Source organism: Paraburkholderia antibiotica, from assembly GCF_012927125.1.
Classification (GTDB): domain Bacteria; phylum Pseudomonadota; class Gammaproteobacteria; order Burkholderiales; family Burkholderiaceae; genus Paraburkholderia; species Paraburkholderia antibiotica.
Genome location: NZ_JABBFZ010000006.1, coordinates 96709 through 115459, shown reverse-complemented (window position 1 = coordinate 115459; position 18751 = coordinate 96709). Strand labels below are relative to the sequence as shown.

The window sequence follows — 18751 nt, the reverse complement described above, 5'->3', positions numbered from 1 at the left end:
CGAAGTGCTGGAGGTCAGAGGCTATTCGCTGGAGCCATTCCCCGGCTGCACATCCAGCACCGCACCGAGCTGTGCGGTTATCGCCAGCGCCATGCGTTGCCAGCACAGCCAGAACGGGATGAGACGACCCCGTTGCTAATCCCGCTGCGCGGCGACAGCCACAACATGACGACTGTGGGCGCGCACACGACGACCGATCACAGCGATCGGTGAATGTCGACGATCTCATCTGCGTGTCGCCGCGGTGGCACTCGTCAGCGCGACGCGGCGACTTCGGACAGCCGCTGTCGGTCCCAGTTTGAGACATTCAGTCATGGGACTACATCGTCGACGATTAGCTGTCGGTATGCGAGCCGCCCTTCCTCTCAGGACACGGGAACGGCCATCTCCAGCCTCCGACCGTTCGGGCCATATATATGTTGGCTTGCATTAATGGTCGAAAGCATAATTTAAACAAGAATAATATATATGAAATATGCAATTCAAATATTAATGCGTCTGGAATAATGTGACTTTTACGTGTCATATTTATTGCATTTTTGTTAAACGCAATCCAGAATAGACATCTCAAAAAACGGCCACCACCTTTCAAGGTGAACGCTACGAAAAACCCAATATGGAGACGCTGACATGCGCCTGACGCATGTCGCCGTATGCTATGCATAGCAATTTATTCGAGTCGGAATCGAACGTGCGGTCTTATTGTCGCAATTTTCCGGTTTTGTTGAAGACGGCCAGAAATTCCGTAATTCAATCATCCAGTGGCATGGAGTATATTGATTTTCTTGCGGGCGCTGGATCTCTCAATTACGGCCATAATCATCCGAAATTAAAATCGGCATTGCTGGATTATATTGGCAATGACAACATAACCCAGAGCCTCGATCTTTATACCGAAGCGAAGGCCGCTTTCATCGACACCTTCGTCGGGACTATCCTTGCACCGCGCGGTCTGGACTACAAGCTTCAGTTCACCGGTCCGACCGGGACCAATGCCGTGGAGGCGGCGCTCAAGCTGGCTCGCCTCGCCAAACGGCGTCCGACGATAGGTGCATTCAGCAACGCGTTTCACGGCATGAGTCTCGGGGCGCTCGCGGCCAGCGGCAACGCCGACAAACGTGCTGGCGCGGGTATGCCGCTCGGCAATGTCACCTTCTTCCCGTACGACGGCTATATGGGGCCGAACGTGGACACCGTCGAATATATCGAACGCCAGCTCAACGACCCGTCCAGTGGTATCGCCAAGCCGGCGGCCTTCATTGTGGAAACCGTGCAGGGCGAAGGAGGCATCAACATCGCGTCCTTTGAATGGCTGAGGCGTCTGTGCGCGATGGCGCGCCGCAATGACATTCTGGTGATCGTCGATGACATCCAGGCGGGTTGCGGCCGGACCGGGCGCTTTTTCAGCTTCGAAGTGGCGGAAATCAAGCCCGACATCGTCTGCCTGTCCAAGTCGCTCGGCGGCTACGGCCTGCCGCTATCGCTAGTGCTGATTGCACCGGAGCTGGATATCTGGAAACCCGGACAACACAACGGCACGTTTCGTGGCAACAACCTCGGATTCGTAGCTGCCACCACGGCGCTTTCCTTCTGGAGCGACGAGACATTCAAGGCGTCGCTGCAGCAGCGCGTGTCGCAACTTCATGCATGGCTGGAATCGCAGGTGCGGCGGTACGGCAAGGAGCGCGTCAGGGTGCGCGCCAGGGGACTCATCGCCGGGATCGAGTTTCATCGGGACGACATCGCCGCGGCTGTTTCAGCGGAAGCGTTCGAGCGCCGTGTAATCGTAGAGACATGCGGCGCACGGGATCAGGTGCTCAAGTTTCTGCCGCCGTTGACGATCGAGTCGGACATTTTCGAAGAAGGACTCGACCGCGTCGCCTACGCGATCGACAAGATCATCAGCAAAACAGGCAACTAAAAATACACGAATAGAAAATGAAACAGATCTTTGATGTAGTAGGTGTCGGTTTTGGTCCCGCGAATATTGCACTCGCAATCGCCCTCGAAGAGCTTCGCCCGGAACTCAAATGCATTTTTCTTGAGCGGAACGAGGAAGTCGTCTGGCAAAAAAATATGCTTTTCGAAAATGCGCTGGACGTTCACTCGAATATCCAGAATATTCCCCACCGGGATCTGGTGACGCCGCGCAACCCCCGCAGCCGCTACACTTTTCTGAATTACCTCCATGAAAATGGTTTGTTGTTCAAGCATTTGAACATGGACCTGATGTTGCCAATGCGTCCGGAATATGCCCGCTATATCAGTTGGGTTGCCAGGGAGCTGTCCAGCGTTTTTCGCGGCAGCGCGGCGGTTTCGTCGATCGCGGTCAGTGAGGACGAAACCGTCTACGAGGTTCGACTCGCGGACGGCGAGACCATCAGCGCGCGTAACGTCGTGCTTGGCACGGGCCGGCAAGCACGGATCCCAGAGATTTTCCGCAACCTCGGTTCGTCGAACGTGGTTCACTTCACACAATATCTGTCGGCGATCGAGCGTCTCGTGAACGAGGGTGCGCAAGCGGTTGCTGTGGTGGGCAGCAGCCAGACCGCCGCCGAACTGATGTTGCATCTGACCAAGCAATATCCGCAACTGAAGGTTGACGGGATCATGCGGCGCTTTGCGTTTCCGCTCAAGGACACGTCGCCGTTCATGAGCGAAATCTACTTTCCCGAGTTCACGGACGCCTACTACAAGGCCAGCCCGGCGCTCAAGAAACGCTTCGACCGGGATGTCTATCGCACCAACTATGGCGCGGCGGACATGGATGTGATCGAGGAAATCTACAAGCAGATTTATCACGATTCGCTCAGCGGTCGAAACCAGTTGACGCTGCATCGTATGACCGATATCTCGCAGGCTGCGATTGCGGACGGCAAGATCAGGTTGACGCTCGAGCATCATCTGGAATCGGCGACTCGAGACCACCACTATGACGGCGTGATTCTCGCAACCGGTTTTGTGAATTTCGGTTCGGGCGACGATGAAATCAAGGTGCCGGCGCTACTCAACAACGTGCGGGATTATCTGTCGCTCGAAGCGGGAGCCGTCGCCGTCAATCGGGATTACTCGGTGAGCACCTCGGCCGCGGCTCCGGGCCGCATCTTCCTGAATGGTTTGTCCGAAGCGATGCACGGAATGGGCGATGCCGGCTCGTTGAGTCTCTCGTCGATCCGTGCGAAGGATATCGTCGACGCGCTGACAACGCGCGTGCCGGCATAAACCGCGGCGACCTATGAACCTCCCAACTGCAACACCGGACATCGCTCGCGTGGTCGATTCTCTCCTTGCGGAGGCAATTCAGACCTGCGCGTGTCGTGGAGTCATCGCCCCCTCGCGCTCCCGGGATATCGAGCCGTTGATCAACGGAGTCGGCTCGCTCGGCATTTTTTACGTGAACGGTGACGAGCCGATCGTCATAAAAATTGGCTTGACCAGGATACTCGCGGATGAGGTCGCATTCTATGAAGCGGCAGAACGTCATTTTGGCGAGTTGCCCTCATGCAGTCTTCCGAAAGTGCTATGCCATGCATTCGGCGACGAATTCGCATGGTTCGCCATCGAGGGCGGTCTGAAAGCGACGCTGGAGAACCTGATTTACGCCGAGCCCACGGCCACTACGCTGAAGCCCGACTGGCGAGACGCGATGTGCGGCGTGCTGGACTCGATGGCGCCGGTCTATGGAACCACCATGGTGAAGGGAGGCTGGCCGCTCGAGCGCTACCATTTTCACGGCCGGCTCGATGAGCTGATTCGCGGCGACGAGATCGCGAGGTCGGCCGCGCACTTCCTCGGTGAAACGATCGCGCTCGAGCAACTACTACGTAGCGAACTCGTTATCAACGACCGGTGCTACCCGAGTCTGGACGAGATGCTGGCTGTCGCGGCCGCGGTCTATCCGGACCTTGCGCAGACGCACACGTCGTTCATCCACGGCGATCTGCAGATTCGCAATGTGATTCCGGGCGAACGCGGCAAAGGCTATCTGTTCGTCGATCCGAGAACCCGCTGGGAAAACCGCACGGTCGAACCGCTCGGACTGGGCTCGCCGCTCTACGACGCGGCCAACCTGCTGCATAGCGTGGCGGGCATGTCCACCATCCTCGCGCACGCGGACTGCGGCGAGCAGGATCGACTGTGCCGCCAGATCCACGTTCGTAGCGGCTCCATGGGGCTGTGGATGAACGAGCCGTTCCTGCTGCAAACCGATACGGCGATGACCCAGATGCGCGATCTGGTCGCGCAGCGACTCGCTCCCGAGTTTCTTGCGCGCGGTTGGGAGGCCCATCTGTTCGCTTATGCCGCGAACTCCACGATCGGATGGCTCAAGAGCATTCCCACCGTGCGAACGGCAAGGACATGGCTGAGCATCTACGCGAACGGAGTAAGGCTGTTGCACCACGCGTTGACGGCTATTCCGCCATCGATGAAGACGTTCCACCCAGGCCGCCGGCAAACCGGTGCCACCCTGCAACTCCTTGACGCAGTGAATGCATGATGAAACATCTCGTTTTTGTCGACGGCAACGGTCAGATTTTCAATGCGTTGAAAGCGGCGCTCGACTGCGGTTATCGGGTCTCGTTCGTGCAATCCGCCGAGTTCCAATACTATGAGCAGTCCGCCCAAAGTGCTGCCCTGCTGCAGCAACTCAACGCGGTGATCGTACTGCCTCGCACTACCGACGCAGAACTCGTCTACGGAGCGTTGCGCACGCTGCATCTGAGCCACCCCGTCGACGCGGTGTTCAGCTTGCTCGATCTGCCGATCGTCGCCGTTTCGCACGCGTGTCACCGCATGGGGGTTCGTTTCGCCGATGCCGCGGCGCTCGCCAGAGCCCGCGACAAGCATACGATGCGCGAGACCTTGCACGCATCGGGCATTCCGTCAGCCAGGTCCGCGCGCGTGACCGATCTCGACGCTGCACTGAGCGCCGCGCGGGAGATCGGCTATCCGGTCATTCTCAAGCCTGTCTCCGGTCTCGCAAGCATCGCGGCAACCTGTGTCGTCGACGACGCGCATTTGCGGCGAGCATGGGAGAGTGCCGAGGCTCGCATCAGCGCGTTTCCGGAGGACGTTCGACGCAATCTCGGCGGCGGCCTGCTGATCGAAGAACGTCTGAGCGGCCGGATGTTCTCGGTCGAACTCGCGCGCCGCGGCAGCGAACAGTTCCTGTTCATGCTCTCGGGCCGCGACCGCAATGCATTCGACGAAACCGACGTGCTCGGCATCACGATGCCCGCGTTGCTCGACCCACAGCAGAGCCGCGAGGCGGTTGCGTATGCGAATAGCGTGCTCGACGCGCTCGGCTTCGAGTTTGGATTCTTTCATATCGAAATGATGTGGACGAAAAACGGCCCCCGGCTGATTGAAGTGAATCCGCGCCCGATGGGCGGCAACATGCCGAAGCTTTACGAGCAGCTCACCGGCAAAAGCATTTTTCCGGCACTGTTCGCGCTGCATCTCGACGAACCGGTGGATCACGGCATCGACCCAAACTGGGGCGTGGTGGCATCGTGGCGGATGCGCACCGCGGCTCCCACCTTGGGGCCGGTGAAAGTCGACTGGCGCACTCTGCTCAATAACGATCCCGACATCGTCAACGTCACGTGGGATCCGCTTGCCGCGACCGACGGCGCGATCCAGGATCAGGCGCTGTTGGGCCGTTTCCAGATCCGCCGTCGCGACGGCGCAACCGCCGTCGCCGACGCGCGTCGACTCCTTGCCGAAGTGGAACGCCAGGCCGGCATCGAACTTTGCTACCCCAGCGATCGTTTTCTGCCAGCCGACCGCCCTCTCACGCCCGCATAAGGCGTTCGCGCGTTATCTGGAACACCACCATGCAAGTCGAAACTGTCGCTGTCCCTTCCTCGTTGCTGCGCGAGCGCAACTACGTGCTGCTCTCGATGTCCGCGTTCTCCGCGAACTTCGGCAGTGTCGCACTGCTGATGAGCCTGTCGCTGAAAGCCTTCGCGCAAACCGGATCGAGCCTGCTGGCGGGTGCCATCTATGGCAGCCAGTGGCTCATCCCGCTGTTCTTTCTACCGATGATCGGCTGGCTCGCGAACCGCTATCCGCTGCGTCGGCTGATGTCCGTTACGCTGGTCCTGTCGGTCGCGGTCACGGTCGTAGTCTGCCAGTGCTACCCGCATTACCTGTTGCCGTTCTTCGGCTTGATGGCGGTTCGCGGCGTGCTCGAGAATGTCTCCAAATCGGCGGCCGCGGTTGCCTTAAAGGTGTACATGCCGGGGCGGTTGCTCGAACGGGCATCGTCGTTTTACGATACCAATCGCTATGTCTCTTCGGCTACGGCGTCTTTAGTCGGTGTGCTCTTTCTCAACCGGATTTCGATTGCGCAGGTGGCTTTGCTCAGCAGCTCGGCTTTCGTGATCGCCGCGTGTTGCTATGCGGCGCTGCCGTACGTACCGGCGGTGAAACCGGATCAGCCGCGTCCCGACTTTTCATACTGGCGCGAGACGTGGCGGATTCTCGAAAGAAAACCCCTATTGCGGCGCTGCTTCGTCAATCTCAGCCTGATCACCGGCGTGTTTCAGGGCTTCTACTACATTGCCAGAAGCACGTTGCCGATCGGGCAGTTGGGATTGTCGATCAATGCGGCCGCCTTCGTACAGGCATTGATCAGCCTGACGTTTACCGCCGGCGCGATGTTCGTGGCCCGTTTCATGCCAGTCGGCGCACCGCCGCTGCGCTGGTTGTCTCCGCTCGTTCAGACCGTGGCCGCGGCGTTTTTCATGGCGGGTTCCGTGCTGACCCGGCAACCCGTATTCGGCATTGCCAGTTTTCTCGCCTGCCTGTTTTTCTACGAGGTCTATTACACTTTCACGAATAACCAGATCATGCTGACGTGCACTCCGGAGGAGATCAGCTATATTTCCTCCGCCAAGTACGGCGCGCTCACGTTTTGCATGCTCGTTGTTATCGTCGCGGGAGGCGCGGCGGCCGACGCGATCGGCTTCGCATCCATGACACTGGTACTCGCATGGAGCGTGGTGATCGGCTTTTATATCTTCAACAACCGTCTTTTGCCCGAATCTTCCGAGGTCGTCTGAATCGTGCTTTCGCTCATTATCGGTAACAAGAATTACTCGTCGTGGTCGATGCGTCCATGGGTTTTGATGAAAGAACTGGCGATTCCGTTTCGCGAGGAAGTACGCAACTTTCAGGAAGGATCGAGCCTTAGCGCCTTCCGTGCATTCTCTCCGAGCGGCATGGTGCCGTGCCTGCTCGACGGTGACGAGACCGTCTGGGACTCTCTGGCGATCGTCGAACATCTGGCGCAGAACAACCCGCGTGTCTGGCCCATCAAAGGACGCTCGTGGGCGCGTTCGGTCGCTGCGGAAGTTCACTCCGGCTTTGCCGCGCTTCGTCGCGGTTGTCCAATGAGTGTCGGCGTCCGGGTCGAGCTCGAGAATCCACCACCCTCGGTGGCAACAGATCTTGAGCGCCTCGTGGCCATCATCGAAACCGGCATTGGCCGGTTCGGCGGTCCATTCGTTTGCGGTGCCGAATTTACCGCGTGTGACGCATTTCTTGCGCCATTCGCGTTCCGCGCGCAGACGTATGGACTTGTCGTCGGCAAGACCACCCAGCAATATTTCGCGCATCTACTCGAACTGGCTTCGATGCAGAACTGGCAGCGCGACGCGATCGCCGACCCGTGGCGCGAATCGGGACATGAAGCAGAGGTCGCCGCTCTTGGACGCGTGACTGCGGACTACCGCCGCACTTAACGTCGATTGCCTCGCGGCGATTACCGGAAGTACGCCGCAGAGCCATTAAAACCAGAAGCCCGAACCACAATCATGCAAAACCTCGAAGCTGTCGTTTTCGATCTCGACGACGTTCTTTGCAACTACGACCGTCATGCGATGGCGACAAACCTCGCCAGGCATTCGGGATGCCAGGCGCAGGAAGTCTATGACGCGATCTGGAACTCCGGGCTCGATTCACGCAGCGACCGCGGCGACATCACGGCTGACGCTTTTCTCGCCGAGCTTGGCAAATCGATCGGGTTTCGCGTGACAGTCGACGCGTGGGTAGAGGCCAGGACTGCCGGAACTCGCATCGATGAAGCGGTATTGGAGATCGCCAGCACTTTGAACCGCTCGTACGAACTCGCAGTACTGACGAACAACAGCTCGCTCGTCGCCACGCATATGGAATCAATCTGCCCGCCAGTCGCGCGTCGGTTTGCCGGGCGCATTTATGCATCTGCCGCGCTCGGAGGAGCAAAGCCAGCGCGCCGCGCTTACCTCGGTTGTACCGAAGCCCTCGGCATCGATCCCGCGAACGTATTGTTCATCGACGATCTGCAGAAGAACGTCGAAGGCGCGAGACAGGCGGGCTTGCGTGCACTGCTGTTCCGCGGCGCAGCGCAGTTACGGGACGATCTGGCCGGGTTGGGCGTGCTGGACGAAGCGCCGTCGCGTGTTCAATAGCACGCAGGCTGACGCCGCTCATCATCCGAATTCCGCGCATCAAACCGTCATACACACGTACGTGATCAGCGGCTCAACTGGGATACGACGACCGATAGCCGCGATCGGTGAACATCGACAACTCGTACAGCGAATGATTTCCGACGTTAAAGTACACGTTCAAATAACGGAGCTACCCCGAGGGATTCATGCACTGGCCATCAGCCTTTAGCGGATCAAAGATCGCACTCTTCCTCGCGAGGTCTTTGAAGAGTTCGGAATAAGCATACCCGCCAATCGAATCAGCCGCTTGAGCCGACCAGGACCGCGACCTATCCGATTACAGGTCAAAGTTCCCCTACCGCCTCGCCGCCCCCCTCTCCCCAAGCCTCCCCTCAAGCAGCTTCACAAAGCTCGTCGCCGCTAGCGAAAGACTCGCATTCTCACGCCGAATCAGCGAAAGCGTTCGCGTCGTCTGTTCGCGTCTGACGAACGGAATCAGCCGAATTCCAGCGCGCGCGCAGAAGTCGTATGTGTACTCCGGCGCGAACGCAATGCCGGCGCCCGCCTTCACGAGCCCAACCACGGAACTCATCGCGCCGACCTCGATGACCGATGACATCGTCACGTTGCTCCGCGCGAGCGATGACTGCATGATCTTGCCGAGATTGTGGTCGTCGCGAAGCATAACGATCGCTTCGTCGCGAAGATCCTTCCACGACACCTGCCGCTTTTCCGCCAGCCGATGATGTGCCGGGCAGGCAAGATAAATGTGATCGGTATAGATCGGCTCGGCGATGAGTTTCGGTTCCACCTCGTCCAGCGCAACGACGCCCACGTCGACCTTGCCGTTTATCACGTACTCGATGGCGAGGTCGGTCGAGATTTCGAAGCCCTCGATGCGCACGTCCGGGTGCAGGCTGTGAAACTCGGCGATCACATCGCACAGCAGGCCATAAAAAATCAGCGGTGCCGCCGCGACGCTGATCGTTCCTTTCTGCAAGCTGCGCAAATCCGCGAGACTTCGCGAGGCGGCGGCCAGTGTGCCTAGCATTTCGGTCGCGAATGCATGGAAATCCGCGGCGCCGTCCATCGGTTCGACCCGACGTGTGGAGCGTTGAAAGAGCGGAAAACCCACCTCGCTTTCCAGTTCCTGACAGAGTTTGCTCACCGCGGATTGCGTCATATTCAGCGCCTGCGCGGTGGCCGTGAAGCTCCTCAGTTCGAACAGCTTCACAAAGACCTTGAGTTGCCGGAAGGTGACGTTCATCGTGAATCCCGGGAAAAAATTGGTGAACAACGGAGCGCGCGATTCGCAGCTGCGCCATGAACTTATTCTAGATCATGATGAATTCATAACAATAATTCCATTGTTGGAATAAGCATTCGAGGGCCATCATGCTGGCGAATGCGGACGTATGGAAGCGCACGAGACCTCTGCGCTATCGCGTACCGCACCGATTCAGGAGACAGCGACTTGGCACAAGCCAATACCCCATCATTCACCGACGCCACGTCGACGCAACCGCGCAGCGGCCCGCTCGCGGGCGTGAGAATCGTCGACCTGACCTCCGTCGGCATGGGCCCCTACGCGACGCAGATATTCGGCGACATGGGCGCGGAAGTCATCAAGGTCGAGGCGCCGGAAGGCGACGTGTTCCGGCAGCCGGCACCGGCGCGAACGCCGGGCATGAGCGCGATCTTTCTCAATCTGAACCGCAACAAGAAGTGCGTCACGCTCGATCTGAAACAGGCCGACGATCTCGCGACGCTCAAGGCGCTGATCGATACCGCCGACGTGTTCATCTCGAACGTACGGCCGAAAGCGCTAAAAAAACTCGGGCTCGACTACGAATTGCTCGCCATGACTCATCCTCGGCTGATTTACTGCGCGGCGGTCGGCTTCGGGCAAAGCGGTCCCTATGCGGCCAAACCCGCATTCGACGACATCATCCAGGCGATGAGCGGACTCGCCGCGTTGCAGGGCGCAGCGACCGGCACGCCGTCGTATATCAACACGATCATCGCCGACAAGGTGACGGGACTCACGCTCGCGTACGCGGTGCCAATGGCGCTGTACGAGCGCGAGAAGTCGGGCCGCGGCCAGGCGATCGAAGTGCCGATGTTCGAGACCCTCGTGTCGTTCTCGATGATCGAGCACATGGGCGGCCGCACGTTCGAGCCTGCCGAAGGCGGGATGGGTTATAGCCGCGTGCTGTCCGCGCATCGTCGTCCTTATCGCACCGCCGATGGATTCATCGGCCTGCTTCCCTACACGGATGGCCAATGGCAGCGCTTCTTCGACATCGCCGGTCGCGCGGACCTTGCTACTGATCCGCGCTTCGGTTCGGCACAACGACGAAGCGAGCACTACGACGTGCTCTACGAGGAACTCGCGGCCATCGTGCTCACGAGGACGACCGACGATTGGCTCGTGCAATTGGAAGCGGCGGACATTCCCGTCGCGCGCGTGATGGAGCTGGACGATCTGCTCGACGATCCGCATCTACAGGCGACGGGCTTTTTCGTGGAACGCGACCACCCGACTGAAGGCCGTGTGCGTCAGATGAACGTGCCGGTCTCGTTCTCGCGGACGCCGGGGCGAATCGACACGCTCGCCGAACGGCAGGGTACGAGTCAGCACGACGTGTTGCGCGAACTGCCCTCTCCACGAGTCGCCACCGAAGAACAGTAATCGCGGCGAATTTGCCGGACCCGGCGCATCGCGCCGCCTAACCCATGGACGGATTTCATTCATGACCGAAGCTACTCATCACGCGGATGCTGCGGAGCGTGCCTTCACGTTGTCGATCGACGATCGCGGCGTCGCAACGCTCGCGCTGCACATCGGCAAAATCAACGTATTGCATTCGAAGGTCGCGGCCGATCTGGTCAGCTGCCTCGCCGGGCTTTCACAAGACTCGCGCGTGCGCTGTCTGATTCTGCGCGGCAACGAGCGCGCGTTTATCGGCGGTGCGGATATCAACGAAATGGTTGCGCTCGATTCCGCGGCGGCGTGCGAGTTTATCGCGGGCCTTTATCACGTGTGCGAAGCCGTCCACAACGCGCCGTTCCCGGTGATCGCGCGCATCCATGGCTGGTGTTTCGGCGTCGGTGCGGAACTGGCCGCGGCCTGCGATATCCGCGTCGCGTCGCAGGAGTCGTGGTACGCGATGCCGGAAGTGAAGATCGGCATTCCGTCGGTTATTCAGGCTTCGCTGCTGCCGACTTTGATCGGCGCGGGCCGCGCGCGCTACTGGCTCATCACGGGCAGACGGATCGATGCGCGCACGGCCTTCGAATGGGGACTCGTGAACGAGGTGGTGTCGGTCGACGAACTCGACGATGCGGTGAACGCAGTCGTGCAGGACATCTGCGAATGCCCGCCGAACGCGATCCGTTTGCAGAAGCAGTTGTGCAACAGCTGGGAGTCAGCGTTCCCCGACGACGCCGCGCGTGCCAGCATCGATACATTTGGGGATGCTTACGAAACCAGCGAGCCCGCCGTCGCGATGCGCCATTTCCTCGATTCGCGCAAACGTAGATAAGACGGGCAGCGCATGTCGGATCGACTATCCGCATAGCCGCCGCATAGCAGGTGCAGTGCAGAAAGGACTGGAAATACAGGAGGAGACAGCATGGACAATACCTACAGCGAAACAACCGAAACATCGTCGCGAGAGACGGTCAGGATCATTGCCGCCTCGACGGCAGGCACGCTTTTCGAGTGGTACGATTTTTTTCTCTATGGCGCGCTGGCCAGCGTAATGGCGGAGCAGTTCTTTTCCGCGCTGAACGAAGAGACCAAATTTATCTTCGCGCTACTCGCGTTCGGCGTGGGCTTTGCGTTTCGTCCGTTGGGCGCGTTGCTGTTCGGTCGTCTCGGCGACATGATGGGACGCAAATACACGTTTCTGTTCACGCTCGTGCTGATGGGCGGTGCCACGTTCTGCGTGGGCCTGCTGCCGAGCTACAAGGAATGGGGCATGTGGGCGCCGGCCGTTCTGATCGCGCTGCGTATCGTGCAGGGCATCGGTATCGGCGGCGAGTATGGTGGGGCCGCGGTGTTCGTCGCCGAGCATGCGCCGGCCGGCAAACGTGGCGAGCACACGAGCTGGATTCAGGCGACGGGCGCGCTCGGCATGGTGCTGTCGCTCATCGTCGTGTTCGCGGCGCGGCAAATCGCGGGCGATTCGTTCGATACGTGGGGCTGGCGCATTCCGTTCCTGCTGTCCGGTCTGCTGTTGCTGATCTCGCTTTATATCCGCGCATCGATCAGCGAGTCGCCGTTGTTCGTGAAGATGAAAGCAGAAGGCAAGACCTCACGCGCGCCGATTCGCGAAACGCTTGGACAGTGGCGCAATCTGAAGGTCGTGCTGATCGCGCTGTTTGGGCTGATCACGGGCACGACGACCGTTATCTACACCGGTCAGGTGTATTCCTTCTTCTTCCTGTCGCACACGTTGCGTGTCGATGCGGGCATCGCCGGCGTGTACGTGGCGATTGCACTGGTCTTGTCGATGCCGCTTTTCTGGGTGTTTGGCCGCCTGTCGGATCGCATCGGTCGACGTCCGGTGATTCTCACCGGCTGCCTGCTTGCCGCGTTGACCTATTTCCCGCTCTTTCACGCGTTGACTCATTTCGCGAATCCGGCGCTCGAAGCGGCGATCGCCAACGCGCCGGTGCAAGTCATCGGCGATCCGTCGACGTGCGCGTTCCAGTTCGACATCCTCGGCAACCGGCAATTCACGAGCGACTGCGACAAGGCGAAAGGCCTGCTGGCCAGAAGCGGCGTGCCGTACAGTTTCGCGGCGAGCAAATCGGCAAACGAGGCGGCAGCGACGACGGTCGCGATCGGCAGCGCGCGCTTCGCGGCAACGGACGCCGACGGCATCAGAAAAGCGCTTGTGCAGGCGGGTTATCCGTCCAAAGCCGACCCGGCGCGCACTAACGGCGCGATGGTGGTGCTGCTGATCTGGGTGATGAGCGTGTATCTGGCGATGGTGTTCGCGCCGCTCGCGGCCATCCTCGTCGAGATGTTTCCGACGCGTATCAGACTCACGGCGCTGTCGTTTCCGTATCACCTCGGCAATGGCATTTTCGGCGGCTTTTTCCCGACGATCGCGTTCGCGGTGGTGGCACACACGGGCGACATCTATGCGGGGCTCTGGTATCCGGTCGTGTTCGCATTGCTGACGGTTGTTGTGGGTGGGCTGTTTTTGCGGCGGCAGGTCATCACGGGCAATGATGCGGAGCTGGATGGTTGACGATGCGCGGCGCGCTGCTCTCCAACCGCGTGTCGTAGCGAGGCGCGGTTGGGGCGAAGCGGCGCCGCCTTCGCACCTGCCCTGCTCGACCGCACACTGCCTGCCCCACCTCACACCAACGCCTGCCCCCGCGTCTCCCGCATAAAGAAAAACACAATCAACGCAGCCAGCAGAAAGAACCCCGCCGTCGCGCCCAGCGCGGTGGCCACGCTGCCGTTGCGCGACAGCAGACCCACAGCGGCCGGCGCGAGCGCACTCGTGGCTCGCCCCGTGTTGTAGATAAACCCTTGCGCGGTCGCGCGAACGTGAGTTGGAAACATCTCAGCGAAGGTCGGCGCGAAACCGCTATAGAAGCCCGTGCCGAATAGCGCGACGATCGGACCGAATACGAGCAGCAGCACCGGCGACGCAATCGATACATACAGCGGCACCGACACCGCGGACAGCAGAAAAAACAGCAGAAACGCGAGCCGCCGTCCAATGCGATCGGCCAGATAGCCGAAGCAGATGAAGCCCACCGCGGCGCCCGCCTGCATCACGACGATCCACGTCGTCGAATGCAGCATGTCGAAGCCGCGGCCGCCCTGCGCGACCGGCGTCGACAGATACGTCGGAATCCACGTGAACAAGCCCCAGTAGCCGCACATCGCCGCGGCCGTGAACGCGAGCCCGACGATCGTGTTGCGCGCGTACGGCCCGAACAGCGTCGCCAGCGTTTGGGGCAGCGACAGCCGTTCGCGCTGCTCGCGCCAGATCTGCGGTTCCTCGACATGGCTGCGCACCCAGACCGCGAGCAGCGTCGGCACGAGCCCCACCGCGAACACCCAGCGCCAGCCGAAGTGCGGCAGCACCAGCGCGGCGGCGACGGCGGCCGCCGCGTAACCCACCGCGAACGAACTCTGCGCCCAGGCCATGACCTTCGCGCGATGTTTGGCCGGCCACGTTTCGGTGATCAGCGCGGCGCCTGCCGACCACTCGCCGCCGATGCCGAGCCCGAGCAGCAGACGGAACGCGAGCAGTTGCCAGACCGAGGTCGAGAACCCGCACAGCGCTGTGCCGATCGAGTAGCAAAGAATGCTGAGGATCAGCGAACGCGTGCGTCCGATGCGATCCGCCAGATAACCGAAGATGAGCCCACCAAACGCGGTGGACACCAGCGTGAGCGAAGCAATCATGCCGGCCACGCCCTTGTCGAAATGCAGGTCGACGCTGATTTCGCGGATCACCATCGCGAACAGCATCAGATCCATGATGTCGAGCATCCAGCCGATATAGGCCGAGCCGAACGCGCGCCACTGTGCGCGGGTCGCGCCTCGATACCACGGTTGCCTGTCCGGGGCCGCCGCCCTGTTAAGGGTCGCCGCTCTTTCCATTCGCTGTCTCCTTCCCCAGTTTGCTGAGTATTCGTGTGTCGTATCGATGATCGATACGATCAAACATGTTTGTAGCGCCAATATTAACAGTGCATTTTTATGCGTAGGCTCGTGGTAAACCATAAATAGATCATCGCGTATCGATAATCGATACTGCTCGACATGATCCATTCGTATTCCTTGTCGAGGAGGTTTGTTCCGTGAAGCACTACCAACTGCGTCTGTACGAAGACGTCATTGCTCCGAACCACGCGCCGGTCTATCTGGCGGCCGCGCGTCGCGCGCTGTACGTCGTTTCCGGCGACGTCACAATCGAATATGGCGAAGGCGCGCAGCATCAGCGCGCCGACGGCGCCTGGCTCGGCGACGACGATCTCGCGCTGCTCGCCGGCGCGGAAGGCGTGAAGCTGTGGCGTTGGGAGCTGATATCGGCTGGGGCGTCCGGCGAGACGCTGTCTGCTGGCGAAATCAGCGCGGCGCCGGGCGCCCGCTCGACCCTGAAAATCGATGCGCCCATCGAGCTGGAGCCGCGCCAGCGCTGGCTGATGCGTTGCGACAAGGTACAATTTCCGCCCGGCGGCGTCGCACATACGCACGTCCACCAGGGGCCGGGCGTGCGCTGCACGCTGGAGGGCGAAATCACCATCGAAACGTTGGGTGACTCGCACACGCACGGTCCCGGTTCCGCCTGGCTGGAGCTCGGTCATGCGCCGGTGCTCGCGCCCACCACCGAGGCGTGCGCGACGACGTTCATCCGCTGCTTTATCCTGCCGCGCACATGCCGTGGACGCAGCTCGATCCGCTACGTGCATCCCGAGGACGCCAGCAAGAACAAGCCGCAGCGTTACCACGTCTTCGGCGAGCGCTTCATCACGCTCGACTGATCGACGCACAGCACGCCGCGGCCGCCAACGAGAGGACTGCAAGTGAAACGAACAAGTCGCGAAACACGCGACGAAACCGCCCTGGCCGACGAAGCGCGGCCACACGTCAACGGCGCGCTGGGCGACGAGCTCAACACGTCGTCGACGTCCGTGATTTCGCTGCGCATCCTCGAACTGCTCGCCGAGCGCGACGCCGAATGCGGCGTCACGCATCTGGCCGAAGCGCTCGGCGTACCGAAGGCGCGCGTGCACCGGCATCTGACCTCGTTGCGTCAGGAAGGCTACGTGGTGCAGAACGCGCGCACGAGCCGCTATCGGATCGGCTGGCGGCTCTTTCTGCTGGGGCAAAAGCTCGTGCGTCAGTTCGACGTGATCAGCCTCGCGCGTCCCATCATGGAGGAGCTACGCGACGCGGTCGGCCAGACCATCGTCATCAGTTCATTCACGGATAGCGACGTCGTCGTGCTCGACATCGTGCGCGGTCGCAGTCCGCTGGAGATCCTGCTGCATCCGGGCACGCAGTTCCGACTGCATACCGTCGCGCAGGGCAAGATCGCGCTCGCCTACGGCGCGGCCGAACGGCGCGAGGCCGCCCTCGCCGCCCCCCTCGAAGCGTGCACCCCGCATACGATCACCGACCCGATGCGTCTGTCGCACGAACTCGCGCTGGTGCGCGAGCGCGGCTGGGCCGACGCGCCCGAGGAAGTCTTTCTCGGCGTCAACGCGCTGGCGGCGCCGATCCAGCAAGGTGACGGCTCGCTGTTTGGCGCGCTGGCCATCGTCGGTTCGATTCATTATTTGCCGGCCCATGCGAATCCGCAGACCGTCGCGGCGCTGACCGAGGCGGCCAAGAAGGTGTCGCAACTGCTCGGTGGCGCGCAGGCAGCCTGAGCGTGCCGCGGCGCGCGATCACAACGAATGGGTGTCAGCGGGAAAAGTCATGAATGCGTTTCCCCCGATCGGGATCGGCCTGCGCGGCGCGCACTATCGCGCGATGCTCGATACCCGGCCACGTATCGACTGGCTCGAAGCGCACACTGAAAACTATCTGGCCGACGGCGGCTGGGATCTGCATGTGCTGCAGACGCTGCGCGCCGACTATCCGATCGCGTTGCACGGCGTGGGGCTCGGCATCGGTTCGGTGCACGGATTCTCGACGGAGCATGTCGAACGCATTGCCGCGCTCGCCGAACGGATCGAACCGCTCTTCATCTCCGAACACCTGTGCTGGGGCGCGACCGCCGCGGGCGTGCTGAACGAACTGCTGCCGCTGCCGCTGAACGCGGCGACCTTCGCACTCGTGGCGGAGCGCGTCGAACGTATTCAGGACCGGCTCGCGCGCCCGATCCTGCTCGAGAACGTGTCGACCTATCTGCGCTTTCACGGCGATACATTCAGCGAGACGGAGTTGCTGGCCGAGTTGGCGCGGCGCACGGGTTGCGGCGTGCTGCTCGACGTCAACAATCTGTACGTGAACCAATGCAACCACGGCGAAGACGCGTGGCGGGCACTCGATGCGTTCGCGCCCGGGATGGTTCGCGAGTTGCATCTCGCCGGGCATGAAGTCGATGGAGATGTTGTCGTCGATCATCACGGCGCGGCGGTTGCCGAGCCGGTGTGGGCACTGTACGCGCAGGCGCTGCGCCGGTTCGGGCCGGTACCGACGCTGATCGAATGGGACACGAATTTGCCGCCGCTCGACACGCTTCTCGACGAGGCGCGCAAGGCCCGCGACGTGGCCGGGGAGATAGGCGTTGACGGCTGAAGAACTCGCGCGTCTGCAGACGCTGTTCGGCACGCAACTCGCGCAGCGCACCGCGTCGCTGGAGGCACTGGCACCCTGGCTTGCTAACGACGACGCCACCGCGCGCCGCCTCGCGCGCTACCAGGCGTCGCTGCGTTATCACCATGCGCGCTCGCTGACGCTGATTTATCCGGTCCTGCAGTCGCTGGTCGGCGATGCGTTCTTTCGTACGTTGGCGTATGCGTACGGCGACGCGCACGGGTCGCGCGACGGCGACCTGCGACGCTTCGGTGCCGAGCTTCCCGCCTTCGTCGCGCAATTGCCGTCCGCGAACGATTACCCCTATTTCACCGATGTCGCGCGACTCGAATGGGCGCTGCACGAAGCGAATTACGCGGCCGATGCGCCGACGCTCCGCCTTGACGATCTCGCGGCTGCAGGTGTTGATGAGGCGCAAACGTGGCCGCTCGAACTACATCCCGCGGCAACACTGCACGCTTCGGCCTGGCAGATCGCGGCGATCTGGCTCGCGCATCGGCCGGACGGGCACGCGATACCGGCTTCGATCGACGCGCCGAGCCGCACGCTCGTCTATCGCGATGGCTGGACGCCGATGCTGCGCGAAATCGATGCATCGGAATGGGCTGCGCTGACGGCGCTCGCGCGCGGTGCGACGCTCGGCGATGCGTTGGTCGCCGGCATGACGCAGCAATCAGCGGACGACGACGTGCGCGGCACGCCGCCGTTTGATCTGATGGCGGCGTTGCGGCGCTGGTTTGCCGACGGGCTGCTGGTGCGTCGGCTCGTTCGATAACGGTCGTTGTCGGCGAAGGGGCCTCAAGAAACGGATTTTTCGTATGCCAAGACGGTCCATTCGACTTTCTGCCGCGTAGCAGCCGGAATTGCCCGTTGGCGACGCGTTTGCTGGCATGCCGTACATAGTCGCCGGTCAGGTCGATATGGTTTCAGCCGGGCGCACGACATCAGCGAAACGGTCGTCATCGTGCATTGCCTGATCGATACGGCCAAGCGACTCTGTTCTGCCCTG

16 protein-coding genes are annotated in these 18751 nt (G+C 61.2%); 14 read left to right on the top strand and 2 right to left on the bottom strand.

Annotation, left to right across the window (positions count from 1 at the left end; all coding sequences use genetic code 11):
- The first annotated feature begins 658 nt into the window (after positions 1 to 658).
- From ectB to HHL14_RS13015, 7 genes are all read left to right on the top strand, one after another.
- Positions 659 to 1921 (top strand): diaminobutyrate--2-oxoglutarate transaminase, encoded by a 1263-nt coding sequence (ectB, locus tag HHL14_RS13045; protein WP_169498206.1) that lies wholly within the window; start codon positions 659 to 661, stop codon positions 1919 to 1921.
- A gap of 17 nt (positions 1922 to 1938) precedes the next feature.
- A complete protein-coding gene (locus HHL14_RS13040) occupies positions 1939 to 3222 on the top strand; it encodes a lysine N(6)-hydroxylase/L-ornithine N(5)-oxygenase family protein (protein ID WP_169498024.1) in 1284 nt (427 codons plus the stop codon).
- Between the two features lie 13 nt (positions 3223 to 3235).
- Positions 3236 to 4498 (top strand): hypothetical protein, encoded by a 1263-nt coding sequence (locus HHL14_RS13035; protein ID WP_169498023.1) that lies wholly within the window; start codon positions 3236 to 3238, stop codon positions 4496 to 4498.
- Positions 4495 to 5808: an ATP-grasp domain-containing protein gene (locus HHL14_RS13030; RefSeq protein WP_169498022.1), complete on the top strand. Its 1314-nt coding sequence runs from the start codon at positions 4495 to 4497 to the stop codon at positions 5806 to 5808. The genes HHL14_RS13035 and HHL14_RS13030 overlap by 4 nt, the downstream gene beginning before the upstream one ends.
- Before the next feature lie 62 nt (positions 5809 to 5870).
- Entirely contained in the window at positions 5871 to 7067 is a 1197-nt protein-coding gene (locus HHL14_RS13025) for an MFS transporter (RefSeq protein WP_206002305.1), read from the top strand.
- A gap of 3 nt (positions 7068 to 7070) precedes the next feature.
- Positions 7071 to 7748 carry a glutathione S-transferase gene (locus HHL14_RS33795; protein WP_206002304.1) on the top strand — a complete coding sequence of 226 codons (678 nt, stop codon included), beginning with the start codon at positions 7071 to 7073 and terminating at the stop codon, positions 7746 to 7748.
- Positions 7749 to 7820: 72 nt separating this feature from the next.
- Positions 7821 to 8456, top strand: coding sequence for an HAD family hydrolase (locus HHL14_RS13015; protein ID WP_169498020.1), 636 nt, complete (start codon positions 7821 to 7823; stop codon positions 8454 to 8456).
- 337 nt (positions 8457 to 8793) lie between these two features.
- Here the strand turns inward: HHL14_RS13015 and HHL14_RS13010 are convergent, their stop codons facing one another.
- Entirely contained in the window at positions 8794 to 9705 is a 912-nt protein-coding gene (locus HHL14_RS13010; protein WP_169498019.1) for a LysR family transcriptional regulator, read from the bottom strand.
- 207 nt (positions 9706 to 9912) lie between these two features.
- On the opposite strand from HHL14_RS13010, the gene HHL14_RS13005 reads away from it, so the two are divergent.
- From HHL14_RS13005 to HHL14_RS12995, 3 genes are all read left to right on the top strand, one after another.
- Positions 9913 to 11130 carry a CaiB/BaiF CoA transferase family protein gene (locus HHL14_RS13005; RefSeq protein WP_268966613.1) on the top strand — a complete coding sequence of 406 codons (1218 nt, stop codon included), beginning with the start codon at positions 9913 to 9915 and terminating at the stop codon, positions 11128 to 11130.
- A 61-nt stretch (positions 11131 to 11191) separates the two neighbouring features.
- Positions 11192 to 11983, top strand: a complete 792-nt coding sequence (locus HHL14_RS13000) for an enoyl-CoA hydratase (RefSeq protein ID WP_169498017.1) — start codon at positions 11192 to 11194, stop codon at positions 11981 to 11983.
- A gap of 90 nt (positions 11984 to 12073) precedes the next feature.
- Positions 12074 to 13702 carry an MFS transporter gene (locus HHL14_RS12995; RefSeq protein WP_169498016.1) on the top strand — a complete coding sequence of 543 codons (1629 nt, stop codon included), beginning with the start codon at positions 12074 to 12076 and terminating at the stop codon, positions 13700 to 13702.
- A 110-nt stretch (positions 13703 to 13812) separates the two neighbouring features.
- Here HHL14_RS12995 and HHL14_RS12990 read toward each other — a convergent pair whose 3' ends face one another.
- Positions 13813 to 15075: an MFS transporter gene (locus tag HHL14_RS12990; RefSeq protein WP_169498015.1), complete on the bottom strand. Its 1263-nt coding sequence runs from the start codon at positions 15073 to 15075 to the stop codon at positions 13813 to 13815.
- A gap of 200 nt (positions 15076 to 15275) precedes the next feature.
- Here HHL14_RS12990 and HHL14_RS12985 point away from each other — a divergent pair, with 200 nt between their 5' ends.
- From HHL14_RS12985 to HHL14_RS12970, 4 genes are read left to right on the top strand one after another with little or no spacing between them, the layout of a single operon-like run.
- Complete coding sequence (locus tag HHL14_RS12985; protein WP_169498014.1) at positions 15276 to 15959, top strand: cupin domain-containing protein; 684 nt, start codon at positions 15276 to 15278, stop codon at positions 15957 to 15959.
- A gap of 42 nt (positions 15960 to 16001) precedes the next feature.
- On the top strand, positions 16002 to 16850 hold the full coding sequence (locus HHL14_RS12980; RefSeq protein WP_169498013.1) for an IclR family transcriptional regulator: 849 nt from the start codon (positions 16002 to 16004) through the stop codon (positions 16848 to 16850).
- A 49-nt stretch (positions 16851 to 16899) separates the two neighbouring features.
- Positions 16900 to 17724, top strand: coding sequence for an MNIO family bufferin maturase (gene bufB / locus HHL14_RS12975; RefSeq protein WP_169498012.1), 825 nt, complete (start codon positions 16900 to 16902; stop codon positions 17722 to 17724).
- Positions 17714 to 18517, top strand: a complete 804-nt coding sequence (locus HHL14_RS12970) for an HvfC/BufC N-terminal domain-containing protein (protein WP_169498011.1) — start codon at positions 17714 to 17716, stop codon at positions 18515 to 18517. The genes bufB and HHL14_RS12970 overlap by 11 nt, the downstream gene beginning before the upstream one ends.
- The last annotated feature ends 234 nt before the right edge of the window (positions 18518 to 18751 follow it).

Coding starts and splice junctions, on each gene's coding strand:
- ectB (WP_169498206.1), top strand. CDS start 659: ATGCATAGCAATTTATTCGAGTCGGAATCGAACGTGCGGTCTTATTGT.
- HHL14_RS13040 (WP_169498024.1), top strand. CDS start 1,939: ATGAAACAGATCTTTGATGTAGTAGGTGTCGGTTTTGGTCCCGCGAAT.
- HHL14_RS13035 (WP_169498023.1), top strand. CDS start 3,236: ATGAACCTCCCAACTGCAACACCGGACATCGCTCGCGTGGTCGATTCT.
- HHL14_RS13030 (WP_169498022.1), top strand. CDS start 4,495: ATGATGAAACATCTCGTTTTTGTCGACGGCAACGGTCAGATTTTCAAT.
- HHL14_RS13015 (WP_169498020.1), top strand. CDS start 7,821: ATGCAAAACCTCGAAGCTGTCGTTTTCGATCTCGACGACGTTCTTTGC.
- HHL14_RS13010 (WP_169498019.1), bottom strand. CDS start 9,705: ATGAACGTCACCTTCCGGCAACTCAAGGTCTTTGTGAAGCTGTTCGAA.
- HHL14_RS13000 (WP_169498017.1), top strand. CDS start 11,192: ATGACCGAAGCTACTCATCACGCGGATGCTGCGGAGCGTGCCTTCACG.
- HHL14_RS12995 (WP_169498016.1), top strand. CDS start 12,074: ATGGACAATACCTACAGCGAAACAACCGAAACATCGTCGCGAGAGACG.
- HHL14_RS12990 (WP_169498015.1), bottom strand. CDS start 15,075: ATGGAAAGAGCGGCGACCCTTAACAGGGCGGCGGCCCCGGACAGGCAA.
- bufB (WP_169498012.1), top strand. CDS start 16,900: ATGAATGCGTTTCCCCCGATCGGGATCGGCCTGCGCGGCGCGCACTAT.